The sequence below is a fragment of the Methylovulum psychrotolerans genome, from assembly GCF_002923755.1.
Classification (GTDB): Bacteria; Pseudomonadota; Gammaproteobacteria; order Methylococcales; family Methylomonadaceae; genus Methylovulum; species Methylovulum psychrotolerans.
The window spans coordinates 133,301-145,783 of record NZ_PGFZ01000007.1 but is presented as its reverse complement, the minus strand read 5'-3'; the positions used below and the strand labels follow the sequence as shown (position 1 = coordinate 145,783).

The 12,483-nt window shown below is 53.3% G+C and carries 11 protein-coding genes; 4 read left to right on the top strand and 7 right to left on the bottom strand.

Features of this window, described 5'->3' with window-relative positions:
* Positions 1–16: 16 nt before the first annotated feature.
* The 6 genes from leuD to thiD form a co-directional block, all read right to left on the bottom strand.
* The gene (leuD, locus tag AADEFJLK_RS15320; RefSeq protein ID WP_088621478.1) at positions 17–652 is read right to left on the bottom strand and encodes a 3-isopropylmalate dehydratase small subunit; all 636 of its coding nucleotides are present in this window, start codon (positions 650–652) and stop codon (positions 17–19) included.
* Between the two features lie 41 nt (positions 653–693).
* Entirely contained in the window at positions 694–807 is a 114-nt protein-coding gene (locus AADEFJLK_RS15315) for an entericidin A/B family lipoprotein (RefSeq protein ID WP_088617918.1), read from the bottom strand.
* A gap of 15 nt (positions 808–822) precedes the next feature.
* Positions 823–2,235 carry a 3-isopropylmalate dehydratase large subunit gene (gene leuC / locus AADEFJLK_RS15310; RefSeq protein WP_088617919.1) on the bottom strand — a complete coding sequence of 471 codons (1,413 nt, stop codon included), beginning with the start codon at positions 2,233–2,235 and terminating at the stop codon, positions 823–825.
* Between the two features lie 118 nt (positions 2,236–2,353).
* Positions 2,354–2,992 (bottom strand): adenylate kinase, encoded by a 639-nt coding sequence (adk, locus tag AADEFJLK_RS15305; protein WP_088617920.1) that lies wholly within the window; start codon positions 2,990–2,992, stop codon positions 2,354–2,356.
* 182 nt (positions 2,993–3,174) lie between these two features.
* Entirely contained in the window at positions 3,175–3,786 is a 612-nt protein-coding gene (thiE, locus tag AADEFJLK_RS15300; protein WP_088617921.1) for a thiamine phosphate synthase, read from the bottom strand.
* Positions 3,783–4,574, bottom strand: a complete 792-nt coding sequence (thiD, locus tag AADEFJLK_RS15295; protein WP_103974859.1) for a bifunctional hydroxymethylpyrimidine kinase/phosphomethylpyrimidine kinase — start codon at positions 4,572–4,574, stop codon at positions 3,783–3,785. The genes thiE and thiD overlap by 4 nt, the downstream gene beginning before the upstream one ends.
* Positions 4,575–4,916: 342 nt before the next feature.
* Here thiD and dnaQ point away from each other — a divergent pair, with 342 nt between their 5' ends.
* Positions 4,917–5,648, top strand: coding sequence for a DNA polymerase III subunit epsilon (gene dnaQ, locus AADEFJLK_RS15290; RefSeq protein ID WP_088617923.1), 732 nt, complete (start codon positions 4,917–4,919; stop codon positions 5,646–5,648).
* 143 nt (positions 5,649–5,791) lie between these two features.
* On the opposite strand, the gene AADEFJLK_RS15285 is transcribed toward dnaQ, so the two are convergent.
* Positions 5,792–7,591, bottom strand: coding sequence for a DEAD/DEAH box helicase (locus tag AADEFJLK_RS15285; RefSeq protein WP_088617924.1), 1,800 nt, complete (start codon positions 7,589–7,591; stop codon positions 5,792–5,794).
* A gap of 458 nt (positions 7,592–8,049) precedes the next feature.
* Between AADEFJLK_RS15285 and mrcB the strand changes: the two genes are divergently transcribed.
* The 3 genes from mrcB (at position 8,050) to AADEFJLK_RS15270 (ending at position 12,445) form a co-directional block, all read left to right on the top strand.
* Positions 8,050–10,401 (top strand): penicillin-binding protein 1B, encoded by a 2,352-nt coding sequence (gene mrcB / locus AADEFJLK_RS15280; RefSeq protein ID WP_088617925.1) that lies wholly within the window; start codon positions 8,050–8,052, stop codon positions 10,399–10,401.
* Positions 10,402–10,499: 98 nt separating this feature from the next.
* Positions 10,500–11,129: an outer membrane lipoprotein periplasmic chaperone LolA gene (lolA, locus tag AADEFJLK_RS15275; protein ID WP_088617926.1), complete on the top strand. Its 630-nt coding sequence runs from the start codon at positions 10,500–10,502 to the stop codon at positions 11,127–11,129.
* A 5-nt stretch (positions 11,130–11,134) separates the two neighbouring features.
* Complete coding sequence (locus tag AADEFJLK_RS15270; protein ID WP_103974858.1) at positions 11,135–12,445, top strand: replication-associated recombination protein A; 1,311 nt, start codon at positions 11,135–11,137, stop codon at positions 12,443–12,445.
* The last annotated feature ends 38 nt before the right edge of the window (positions 12,446–12,483 follow it).

Genomic DNA, 12,483 nt, shown 5'->3' with positions numbered 1-12,483 from the left:
CCATTATTTTGGTAAATTAAGCCACAAACAGCCACGGTGCCCGTTTGGCCCGCGCCGCTTCATAGGCGGCAATCGCATCGGCGTGCTGCAATGACAAGGCAATATCATCAAGGCCGTTCAGCAGACGGTATTTGCGGTTATCGTCAATATCAAAGCCAATCTTCAACCCTGAAGGCGTGGTGATTTGCTGAGCAGCCAAATCAATCAGCAAGCGATAGCCGCCGCTTATCTCTTGAAACAACCCGTCCACCGCCGCCGCCGGTAAAACGATAGGCAACACGCCATTTTTAAAGCAATTATTATAAAAAATATCGGCAAAACTAGGCGCGATAACCGCCCGGAAACCAAAATCCTCCAATGCCCACGGCGCATGTTCGCGCGATGAGCCGCAGCCAAAATTTTCCCGCGCCAACAGAACTTGCGCCCCTTGGTATTGCGGCAGGTTCAGGACAAAATCCTTGTTCAATGGCCGCTGGCTACAATCCATCTCCGGCTCACCGTGATCCAGATAACGCCATTCGTCAAACAGATAAGGGCCAAAGCCGGCGCGGCGTATCGACTTAAGAAATTGCTTGGGGATAATGGCATCGGTATCGACATTAGCGCGGTCCAGCGGCGCGACCAGACCGTTCAATAAGGTAAATGCTTGCATAGTAATATTACAGTAAATGAATTTATTTAAAACTAAACCGATCAAGATCGGCTGATTACCGAACCGAGCTTTTCCAAATCCTTGCCGATACCATGCATGGTATTGCAAGCGGACAAACCCAAAACGGCGATCAATAACAGCAGTAGCCTGTGCATAGCCTTAGCTCCGATTTATACGTCCAACCATTGACGGACATCAACAAAATGCCCCGCGATAGCGGCCGCCGCCGCCATCGCCGGACTCACCAAATGGGTACGCCCGCCATAACCTTGACGGCCTTCAAAATTGCGGTTGGAGGTCGACGCACAACGCTCACCCTCATCCAGACGGTCAGCATTCATCGCCAAACACATCGAACAACCCGGTTCACGCCACTCAAAACCTGCCGCCAAAAAGATTTTGTCCAAACCCTCCGCCTCGGCCTGCCGCTTGACCAACCCGGAACCCGGAACGACCATCGCCAGTTTAACCGTCGCCGCCTTTGTCCTGCCTTGGGCAACCGCCGCCGCCGCGCGTAAATCTTCAATACGCGAATTGGTGCAAGAACCGATAAAAACCTTATCTACAGCAATATCCGTAATCGCTTGCCCAGCGGACAAGCCCATATACTGCAAGGCGCGGACCATGCTTTGCTGCTTGACGGCATCGGCTTCCAAAGCAGGGTCAGGCACTTGCCCGTCCACCGCCACCACCAATTCCGGTGACGTGCCCCAAGTGACTTGCGGCAAAATAGCGGCGGCTTCCAATTCGACCACCTTATCGAACAGCGCATCCGCATCGGAATGCAAATCCCGCCAGAGACGCTCCGCCATAAACCAGTCGCCACCTTTAGGGGCGTAAGGGCGGCCATAATAATAGTCAATCGTCGTGTCGTCGACTGCGACCAAACCTGCCCGTGCCCCCGCCTCTATGGCCATATTACAGACGGTCATCCGCCCCTCCATCGATAAGGCGCGGATCGCCTCGCCAGCAAATTCGATAGTATAGCCATTGCCTCCGGCCGTACCTATCTTACCGATGATAGCCAAAACAATATCCTTTGCCGTCACGCCAGGGCCTACCAAGCCGTTGACCTTAATCAGAAAGTTCTTCGCTTTCTTCTGTACCAAACATTGGGTCGCCAACACATGCTCAACTTCCGACGTACCGATGCCGAACGCCAACGCGCCTGATGCACCGTGCGTGGAGGTATGCGAGTCACCGCAGACCACGGTCATGCCCGGCAAAGTCGCACCTTGCTCAGGCCCTATGACATGGACAATACCCTGCCGGGCATCGTGCATAGTAAATTCGGTGATGCCAAACTCAGCACAATTACTGTCCAAGGTTTCCACTTGCAGGCGCGAAATAGGATCGGCAATGCCTTGATCGCGGTCGGTGGTCGGCACATTATGGTCGGCAACCGCCAAATTCCTGTCCGCCCGCCAAGGCTGGCGACCCGCCAGACGCAAACCTTCAAACGCTTGCGGCGACGTGACCTCATGCAGCAAATGACGGTCAATATAAATCAGCGCCGACCCGTCATCTTCCGTATAGACGACGTGATCTTCCCATAACTTGTCATAAAGTGTTTTACCCGGCATAACTGTTCCGAATGATGGTGCCGTAAACGGCGAGGTTAATAATAAAGGCGGCCTGCAACCAACCGCCGTACCCCTCCGCTCAGGGAGATGGGTGCGGCGGGCTGGCTATCTGCGGCTTTTAGGCCAAGATGGCGAAGACTTTTTGGGTAATTTCATCCACGGTACCCACACCCGTAATCGAACCGAAATGGACATCCTTACCTGAAGCCGAATAATAATTGACTAACGGCTTAGTCAGTTCATGATAAACGCCCAAACGTTTACGCACCGTTTCTTCTTTGTCATCATCGCGTTGGACTAGAGCCTCTCCGGTCACATCATCCAGTCCGGCCGTCTTAGGCGGATTGTATTCGATATGGTAAGTGCGGCCTGAGGCCAAATGCACCCGCCGCCCCGCCATCCGCTTAACGATTTCCTCATCCTCAACGACAATTTCAATCACCGTATCGATAATCACCCCCATCGCTTCCAACCCTTCCGCTTGGGCAATTGTGCGCGGAAAACCGTCTAACAGGAAGCCGTTGGCGCAATCGGCTTGGGCAATCCGTTCTTTAATCAGCCCCAAAATAATATTATCAGAGACCAGCCCACCCGCATCCATGACCTTTTTTGCCTCAACACCTAGCGGAGTTCCTGCACGCACCGCGGCCCTAAGCATATCTCCTGTGGAAATTTGCGGAATACCGTACTTTTCGGTAATAAACTGGGCTTGGGTGCCTTTGCCAGAACCAGGACTCCCTAACAGGATGATGCGCATGAAATAACTCCGTCGTGTTTTAATAGCTTGCTGAAAGATTAACCGCCCATAAAATCCTTATCGGCGGATAAAAGTATAACTCGATATTTTATAACACTTCTTAGTTAATCTCTTTTAAAAAATGTCAATTTCTCACTTTAAGACAAAATTAAGCGGCAAAAGGCATCCCGGCCGCCGATTATTCAGGCAAATAATGCGCTATAAGCACGGGCGGCAAGCTCCGGCTGCTGATCGAACAAGCCACCGATGACGGCGAGTAAATCCGCCCCAGCGGCCAACAACGCCCCGCCATTGTCCGGTAAAATGCCGCCTATGGCGACAATAGGTATCTGCAACGCCTGCTTGGCGTGATATAAGCTATCAATACTGGCAGGTGCGGCCAGGGGCTTGGAGGCAGAAGGGAAAAACCGCCCAAAAGCCACATAAGACGCGCCTTGCCGCTGAGCCGCCACTGCCCTGTCAACGCTATTATAGCAAGATACGCCAATAATGGCGGCAGCCCCCAATTGTGCCCGCGCTTGGGCAATATCGCCGTCATCCCTACCCAAATGCACCCCATCGGCGGCAACGGCGACCGCCAGGCCTATATCGTCATTAATAAGCAACGGCACTTGATGCGCATGACAAAGTTGCACCAGAGCCGTCGCCGTCGCCAACGCGTCGGTGGGATGCTTATCACGGTACTGGACGACCGCAGCGCCGCCGCGAATCGCCGCCGCCACATCATCAAGCAGGGTAGCGGCAGGTTGGCCGGTTTGGGTGATGGCATACAAGCCACGGCGGGGGAGCATCATACGTCGTCTTCCATCCAGAAAAAACGGTTAGGGTTATATTGGCCTTTGCCGGTCTGATACGCGGTATTTAATGAGTTCCAAGTATATTCCTGCGCTTCCAGCACCGCCTGTATGGGCGACAAGCCATGCGCCATCAGGGCGGCAATACTGGTCGCCAAGGTGCAACCGGAACCGTGGTAACTGGCCGGCAGGCGTTCCCAAGTATAAGTCTCCCAACAGCGCTCATCATGGAACAATTGGTTTTGGACGCTAGGTGTGGACTCATGCGTACCGGTAATCAGCACATACTCGCTGCCCGCCTCCAACAACGACAAACCGCACTCCGACAAATCTTCCAGATTAGCCAATTTACGCGCTTCTTCGCTATTAGGGGTCAGTACCGTGGTGCAGGGCAGCAGCAAGTCCACGACCGTGGCGATCAGGCGGTCATTGCTCAAATCCGCTCCGCCGCCCGCCGCTAACACCGGATCCAAAATGACCGGGATATCCGGGTATTGCTTCAGAATGGCATAAATCGCCAACGCCGTTTCATGATGACCGATCAGGCCAATCTTAAAGGCGTTTACCGCCATGTCATCTAACAAGGTTTTTGCTTGGCTGATAATATTTTCCGACGATTGCGGTATCAGCCTTTTAACATTACGCGTATCCTGCTCAGTCAACGCGGTAATGACGCTGACCGCATGGCACTGGTGGCTGACCAGGGTTTCAATATCGGCTTGTATGCCGGCCCCGCCACTCGGATCATGACCGGAAAATGACAAGACTATAGGACGGGAAGGGTTCATTGCAATTCCTTAATACCAAAGCTCAGTTATAGCACACTATAATGTGCCTTATCTGACAAAAGCAACAGGCAAGCTTGGTCATAGCCCATCCTTATGGCAAAACAACGCCCGCACCCGTACAGGCCAGCCGTACCCGCAAGGCCGGACGGGTAATAATCCGCTGGGCAGTTCCGGGCGTCTCCTGAAACAGGGACTATTAACCTATAATAATAGTAAGGATAACTACTTCTGGCAAGTGAAATTCCCTATATTTTTAACACTCACTCCTTATAATAAGTCTTTTTTTAAAACTATAATGCCACACAATAAATCACTAACCCTTTCACACACTGAGGAAAAGCCATGGCCACCCATAAGTTTGCTTCCCGCTTAGTCGTACTGGATACCGAAACCACCGGGCTTAATCCGCAAGAAGGCCATCGGGTGATTGAAATAGGCTGTGTCGAGTTGGTCAACCGTCGGCTGACCGGTAGGCACTTCCACTATTATCTGAATCCTGACCGCAAAATTGATGACGGCGCCATCGCTGTCCACGGCATCACTAACGAATTCTTACAGGATAAGCCACGGTTTCCCGACATTGTTGAGGCATTTATCGCTTTTATTGAGGGTGCGGAGCTGATTATCCATAACGCACCGTTTGACGTAGGCTTTTTGAACCACGAACTGGCCTTGCTAAAAGGAGCGGGCAAAAGCAAACTGGATGCTTATTGCAAAGTGTTTGACACCTTAGCCTTTGCCAGAAAAAAACATCCAGGCCAACGCAACAGCTTAGATGCCCTGTGTAAGCGTTATAGCATAGACAATAGCCACCGCGAATTGCACGGGGCGTTATTGGACTCGGAAATTCTCGCCGACGTGTTCTTGCTGATGACCGGCGGACAAGCCTCATTATTGGACGAACCCGCCGCCAGCAGTTCCGCACACCTGCCGCAAAACGAGCGGCGCGTCGCCAGCGACCGTCCGCCCTTGGCTGTTATTGCGTGCAGTGATATAGAACAGGCCGAACATCAGCAACGGCTAGAAGCCATTACCAAGGCCAGCGGCCTTTGTCTTTGGCCACAAAAACAATAGGGGGCTAAAAACCTAATTTTAGCCCCCTACCCTTACTCCTGATGCGCCAAACGACACTCACGGACAGCCCTTCTTGTTAAGGAAGGGCTACCGCACCACCAGATCATTCTGTCCGGCTTAAACCCGCCGGCCTTATTATCGGCTTATTCTTCCGCTTTTGGCTTAGCACGTCTGGAAGGTGAGCCGACACGTTTTTTGGTTTTATCGGTTTTTTTTGCCCCATCATCAGCATACCTGCCAGCACCCGCTTCCATTTTGGAAATGTTCAAAGGCTGACCGGCCACACGGACTTTACGCAAGTCCTGGATCAGCTCTTTCGGCATACCCGCAGGCAACTCGACCGTACTGTAATCTTCTTCGATTTTAATCCGTGCGATGTGCTTACCGTCAATACCCGCCTCGTTGGCAATCGCCCCGACGATATTGCCTGGCTTGACACCATGGGCATGGCCGACTTCGATGCGGAACACTTCCATTTCGATATCAGAGCCGCCAAAATCACGGCGCGGTGCGCGCTCACGGTCGCCCCTATCGCCCCGGTCACGGTCTCTTCTAGGACGGTCTTCACGGTCGCTACGCATTGGCGCATCATCACGCTCACGCGCTTTTTTCGGCAAGTTTTGCACTAACAACGGCGTGTCGCCCTGTACCAACTTAGCCAAAGCGGCGGCAATCTCCAGCGCCGAGACATTATGTTCCTGCTGGTACTGCTCAACCAATTGGCTGAAAAAGCTCAACTCTTCCGCCGCCAAGGTATCGGTGATATTTTGCTTAAAGCGGGAAATACGCTTATTGTTAATGACTTCCGTAGACGGCAAGCCCATTTCCTCGACTTTTTGCTTAGTCGCCTTTTCAATGTTCAGCAACAATTTGCGCTCGCGCGGGGCGATAAACAAAATCGCGTCACCGGTACGGCCCGCACGGCCAGTACGGCCAATACGGTGGACGTAAGATTCGGTATCGTAAGGGATGTCATAATTGACGACATGGGTGATACGGTCAACGTCCAAACCCCGTGCTGCGACATCGGTGGCAATCAGAATGTCCAGCTTGCCGTTTTTCAGGTTATTGATCGCCCGCTCACGCAACGCTTGCGACATATCACCGTTAATCGCCGCCGCCGAATAGCCCCGCGCCTCCAATTTTTCCGCCAGCTCGACGGTCGCCGTCTTAGTCCTGACGAAAATAATCATGCCGTCGAAAGTCTCGACTTCCAAGATACGGGTCAAGGCATCTAATTTATGGATGCCGCTGACCACCCAATAGCGTTGGCGGATATTTTCCGCCGAAGCCGTCGTCACCTTAATCGTGACCTGTTCGGGCTCATACAGATATTCTTGGGCGATTTTGCGGATGACCGTCGGCATGGTGGCGGAAAACAGCGCGATTTGCCGCTCATCCGGGGTTTGTTCCAAAATCCATTCGACATCATCAATAAAGCCCATGCGCAACATCTCATCGGCCTCATCCAACACCAACGTAGTCAGGCCATCCAAATTCAATGTGCCTTTGCGCATGTGGTCCATCACACGGCCCGGCGTACCGACCACGACATGCGCACCGCGTTTTAATTGCCGCAACTGGGTACTGTAATCTTGCCCGCCATAAATCGGCAGGACATGAAATCCCTTTAAATGGGCGGCGTAACGTTGAAAAGCTTCGGCTACTTGGATAGCCAGTTCACGGGTCGGAGCTAACACCAGCACTTGCGGATCTTTTTGCTTAAGATCGATGCGCGATAAAATTGGCAACGCAAACGCAGCGGTTTTCCCGGTGCCTGTTTGTGCTTGTCCCAATACATCCTTTCCTGCGAGCATGTGTGGGATAACTTGTGCCTGAATCGGCGAAGGTGTTTCATAACCGACATCTTCCAGTGCCTTGAGCACCGATTCTGTCAGCGCCAAATCACGGAAAGAGGGTAATGTAGAAACATCATTGAGCATGGATTTACCTTGTTGGAATAGAGAAAGCGCGAATGCGCGGGGGAAATGTTTGTTTAATATGAGATTATATCTGATTGCGGCAAAAATTGCAGTAAATTGATAGTGATTTGACCGGATACAAATGCTAATCTTAGCCGTTTTACTGGCCACCCGCCTTTTTTACCTTAAAACACCCCATTCAGAACACAGACGATAAAAAAAACCGTTAAACAGATAAAAAACAAAACGCTACATAAAAACCCGCCTCCCAGCCCTAATGAAAAAGGTTGGGCGACGGCTCTATAAACAAGGGCTTAGGTAAAGCATGACAACGAAGCAACATGCGCCAATAAACCTGACAGGCAACACCGCTTCAGCCAACGTTAAGCTACCCCTGCCATCATCAGCCCTCTAGTTACCCCATTATCCGTGTATAATGAACGGCATAGATAATAAAACCCCTTTCAGCACCAGGTGTCATGGCAGAAAAACCCACTAAAAACCGCGTCCGCTACGCAAACAAAAAGAAACCCAAAAAAAACCGCCCGCATTGGTTTAGACATCTTTTATTGGTCAGTTGCGCCGCCAGCGGCTTCGCCCTCATGAGCTACCTGACCTATCTCGACTACGACGTACGCCAACAATTTGACGGCAAACGCTGGGCGGTGCCGGCGCGGGTCTACGCCGATCCGGTCGAACTTTACCCAGGTTACAGCTTAACGGCGGAAAAACTGGAAGAATTGCTGCAAAATTTGCACTACCGCAAAGACCCGCGCCTATCGTTAGAAGGCTCTTACAGCCGGGACAAGCAGCAAGTCCGTATCAAAACGCGGCAATTCACCTTCTGGGACGATACCCAAAACAGCCAAAGCATCGTTGTCAGTTTTAACGAAACCGGCATAGAATCCATTTTGCCGTTGGCGACCGCCAGCGATAACGAAGAGCTGAAAGACATCCCCATCTTGCGCATGGATCCGGTGCAAATCGGTAACTTCTACCCCACCATCAAAGAAGACCGTATCCTGATTAAGCTCGAAGAAGCCCCGGACGCGCTCATTAAAGGCTTGCTGGCCTCGGAAGACCGTGACTTTTACAACCATTTCGGCGTATCGCCGCGCGGTGTCGCCAGAGCCATGTGGGTCAACCTGCGCACCGGCTACATGGTGCAGGGCGGCAGCACCATCACCCAACAATTGGCGAAAAACTTTTTCTTAACCTCCGAACGCAGCTTGCAACGCAAAGTCAGGGAAATCTTCATCTCCTTTATCCTAGAATACCGCTACCCTAAAAAAGCCATTCTGGAAGCCTATTTAAACGAAATTTACCTAGGCCAAGACGGCCCGAACAGCGTCAACGGCTTTGGCTTAGCCAGCGAATTTTACTTCGGCAACAGCTTAAAAGACCTGCCTCTGGATCAAGTGGCCTTGCTGGTCGCCCTAGTGCGCGGCCCCTCCGAATACGATCCGCGCCGCTATCCCGAACATGCCCTGCAACGGCGCAACCTCATCCTTGACGAAATGGCCGAGCAACAGTTCATCACCGAACGCCAAGCGATGGATGCCAAAGCCAAGCCTTTAAGCGTTATCCCGCGCAAACACCACACTAACAACCGCTATCCGGGTTTTTTGGATCTGGTCAAACGGCAATTAAGGGCCGCCTATCACGAGGAAGACCTTACCTCCGAAGGCCTGCAAATCTTCACCACCTTAGATACGCAAATCCAAGAAACCGCCGAGAAGACCGCCGCCGTTAAATTGCGCGAACTGGAAAAGCAACCCAAAGCCAATGACCTGCAAACAGCCATCGTCGTCACCCGCAAAGACAGCGGCGAAATTGTCGCCTTAGTCAGTGGCCGCGAAAACGCCGAAGGCGGCTTTAACCGCGCCCTTGATGCCGTGCGCCCCATCGGTTCATTAATCAAGCCTGCCATTTACCTGACCGCACTGGAAAACCCGAAAAAATACACCATCACCACCGCCATCAGCGACAGCACCATCGTCGTCCGCAGCCAAAGCGGCAGCGACTGGATACCGAAGAACTACGACCACCGCGAACATGGCAGCGTCCCTCTCCATAAAGCCCTGGCAAAGTCGTATAATCTCGCCACCGTCCGCATCGGCATGGATATCGGCATAGCCAAAACCGCCAAAACCTTAAAACAACTGGGGATCAATAAAGAAATCGACCTCTACCCGTCCATGCTCCTAGGCTCTTCCGGGCTGACTCCGCTAGATGTCACGCAAATGTACCAAACCATCGCGGGCGGCGGTTTTTTGACCCCCATCTCCACCATCCGCGCGGTCATTTCCACCGACGGCAAGCACCTGCAAAGCTATCCGTTTAACGTGAAGGAAACCGTCGACCCCGACGCGACCTATATCGTCAACACCATACTGCAAGAAGTCATGCGCGAAGGTACGGGCTCGCCCGCTTATAAAGTCTTCCCAAAGGATTACGGCCTGGCAGGCAAAACCGGCACCACCAACGATGCCAAAGACAGTTGGTTCGCGGGCTATACCGGCGACTTTCTGTCAGTGGTCTGGGTCGGCCGCGATGACAACAAACCGATAGGCCTGACTGGGGCGACCGGAGCATTACCCGTCTGGCTAGCGTTAATGCGGCAAATCTCCACCGAACCTGTGGTGCTGAACAAACCGGAAAATATCCGCATGGTCGCCGCCGATGCCTGCGGGCGGGGGCGCGAATACCCCTTTATCGCCGGCTCCGAACCGGCCCGGCGCACCTGTGAACGGGCCGCCCCAGAAGCCGCACCCGAAGAAGAAGAGGAACAGCCCTGGACCGAACAATTTGAACGCTTTATACCCGATTAAATAGCCTTGACATCCGAAACAGGCTGGCGTGACCCGCCAGCCAAAAAACGGGCGGCTAACCTAACGCCCGTGCCACCTTTTTTAACGAGAACCGCCTAATGACGACCGCCTTTTTCCGCACCGCTATTATCGCCCTAAGCTTAGCCCTGCCCGCCGCCGCGTTTGCCGAAGCCAAGCCCGTAGAACAACTGAAAACCTTTTTGGCTAAAACCCGCTCGCTTACCGCCGACTTTAAACAAGTGCTGATCAACGAAGCGGGCAACCCCGCGCAAACCACTTATGGCGTGTTCTATCTGCAACGCCCCGGCAAATTCCGCTGGGATTACCAAAAACCCTTCCAACAACAAATCATCTCTACAGACGGCAAAGTCTGGTTTTACGACACCGACCTCGAACAAGTCACGGTAAAAAAACTGGGCGACTCGGTAGGCTCCACCCCTGCCCTGTTACTGAGCGGCGACATCGTCCTGGAAGACAACTACACCATGGAACAGCAAGGTGTGGACGGCGACCTGCAATGGATCAAGCTATTGCCGAAAAGTCAGGACAGCAGCTTCAAATACCTGACCATCGGCTTAGAAAAAGGCGACTTGAGCGGCATGGAATTGAGCGATAACTTCGGGCAACTGACCCGCATCTACTTCAGCAATATCAAGCACAACCCGACCATCAACCCGACCCTATTCAAATTTGAAGCCCCTAAAGGCGTTGACGTGTTTTCCGAATAAACCCCATGTTCGAACCTGCCCTGCAACCCCTAGCCGACCGTATGCGCCCACGCGCCTTGGGCGAATACATCGGCCAAGCGCATTTGCTCAAACCCGGCAAACCGCTGTATGAAGCGATTTTGTCCGGGCGTTTGCACTCGATGATTTTCTGGGGGCCGCCCGGCACCGGCAAAACCACCCTCGCCCGCCTGATCGCCCAGCACTCCGATGCCGTGTTAATGCCGCTATCCGCCGTGTTATCGGGCGTAAAAGACATCCGCGCCGCCGTTGACGAGGCTAAAAAACTCCAACACAGCCAAAACAAACGCACCGTGCTGTTTGTCGACGAAGTGCACCGCTTTAACAAAGCCCAACAAGATGCCTTCTTACCGCATGTCGAAGACGGCACCATCTACTTTGTCGGCGCGACCACCGAAAACCCCTCCTTCGCCCTCAACAACGCCTTGCTGTCCCGCGCCCGGGTTTACGTCCTCAACGCCCTCAGCAGCGACGACTTGCTACAGGTTTTAGCCCAAGCCCTCAGCGACCCCGAACGCGGCTTGGGCACACTCAATATCACCATGGATACCGCCGTCCGGCAACAATTTGCCCAAGCCGCCGACGGCGATGCCCGCCGCCTGCTCAACGTCTTAGAAATCGCCGTCGAACTGGCGGGCGCAGAGCAACGCCACGATATAGGCTCTGACATCGCCCAAGAAGTCCTATCCGGCGGAGTCCGCCGCTTCGACCAACAGGGCGACGAGTTTTACAACCAAATATCCGCCCTGCACAAAGCCGTGCGCGGCAGCTCGCCGGATGGCGCTTTATATTGGCTGTGCCGCATGATTGATGGCGGCTGCGACCTTACTTACCTATCCCGGCGCATCGTCCGCATGGCCTCCGAAGACATAGGCAACGCCGACCCCCGCGCCCTACAAATCGCCATCAACGCCTGGGAAGCCCAAGAACGCCTAGGCAGCCCCGAAGGCGAACTGACCCTAGCCCAAGCCGTGGTCTACCTAGCCTGCGCCCCGAAAAGCAACGCCGTCTACAAAGCTTACCAACTCGCCATGCAAGATGCCCGACAACACGGCAGCTTGCCCGTTCCCGTCCACTTAAGGAACGCCCCCACCAAATTGATGAAAGCCTTGGACTACGGCAAAGCCTACCGCTACGCCCACAATGAACCCGAAGCCTACGCCGCCGGCGAACACTACTTCCCCGACGGACTGCCCGACACCCGCTACTACGAACCCGTCAACCGGGGTCTGGAAATAAAAATCAGCGAAAAGCTCAAGCACTTAAGGGAACTGGACAAGCAGGCGGGCAAGCTTTGATAAGTTGAGATAACAAAGGGCAAAAGATCAAGCTACAG

What these genes read in the sequence shown, in the direction of transcription:
- lolA (WP_088617926.1), top strand. Translation starts at nt 10,500, where the DNA reads ATGACGACCGCCTTTTTCCGCACCGCTATTATCGCCCTAAGCTTAGCC.
- thiD (WP_103974859.1), bottom strand. Translation starts at nt 4,574, where the DNA reads ATGAACCCTTCCCGTCCTATAGTCTTGTCATTTTCCGGTCATGATCCG.
- AADEFJLK_RS15315 (WP_088617918.1), bottom strand. Translation starts at nt 807, where the DNA reads ATGCACAGGCTACTGCTGTTATTGATCGCCGTTTTGGGTTTGTCCGCT.
- thiE (WP_088617921.1), bottom strand. Translation starts at nt 3,786, where the DNA reads ATGATGCTCCCCCGCCGTGGCTTGTATGCCATCACCCAAACCGGCCAA.
- adk (WP_088617920.1), bottom strand. Translation starts at nt 2,992, where the DNA reads ATGCGCATCATCCTGTTAGGGAGTCCTGGTTCTGGCAAAGGCACCCAA.
- AADEFJLK_RS15285 (WP_088617924.1), bottom strand. Translation starts at nt 7,591, where the DNA reads ATGCTCAATGATGTTTCTACATTACCCTCTTTCCGTGATTTGGCGCTG.
- leuD (WP_088621478.1), bottom strand. Translation starts at nt 652, where the DNA reads ATGCAAGCATTTACCTTATTGAACGGTCTGGTCGCGCCGCTGGACCGC.
- dnaQ (WP_088617923.1), top strand. Translation starts at nt 4,917, where the DNA reads ATGGCCACCCATAAGTTTGCTTCCCGCTTAGTCGTACTGGATACCGAA.
- mrcB (WP_088617925.1), top strand. Translation starts at nt 8,050, where the DNA reads ATGGCAGAAAAACCCACTAAAAACCGCGTCCGCTACGCAAACAAAAAG.
- leuC (WP_088617919.1), bottom strand. Translation starts at nt 2,235, where the DNA reads ATGCCGGGTAAAACACTTTATGACAAGTTATGGGAAGATCACGTCGTC.
- AADEFJLK_RS15270 (WP_103974858.1), top strand. Translation starts at nt 11,135, where the DNA reads ATGTTCGAACCTGCCCTGCAACCCCTAGCCGACCGTATGCGCCCACGC.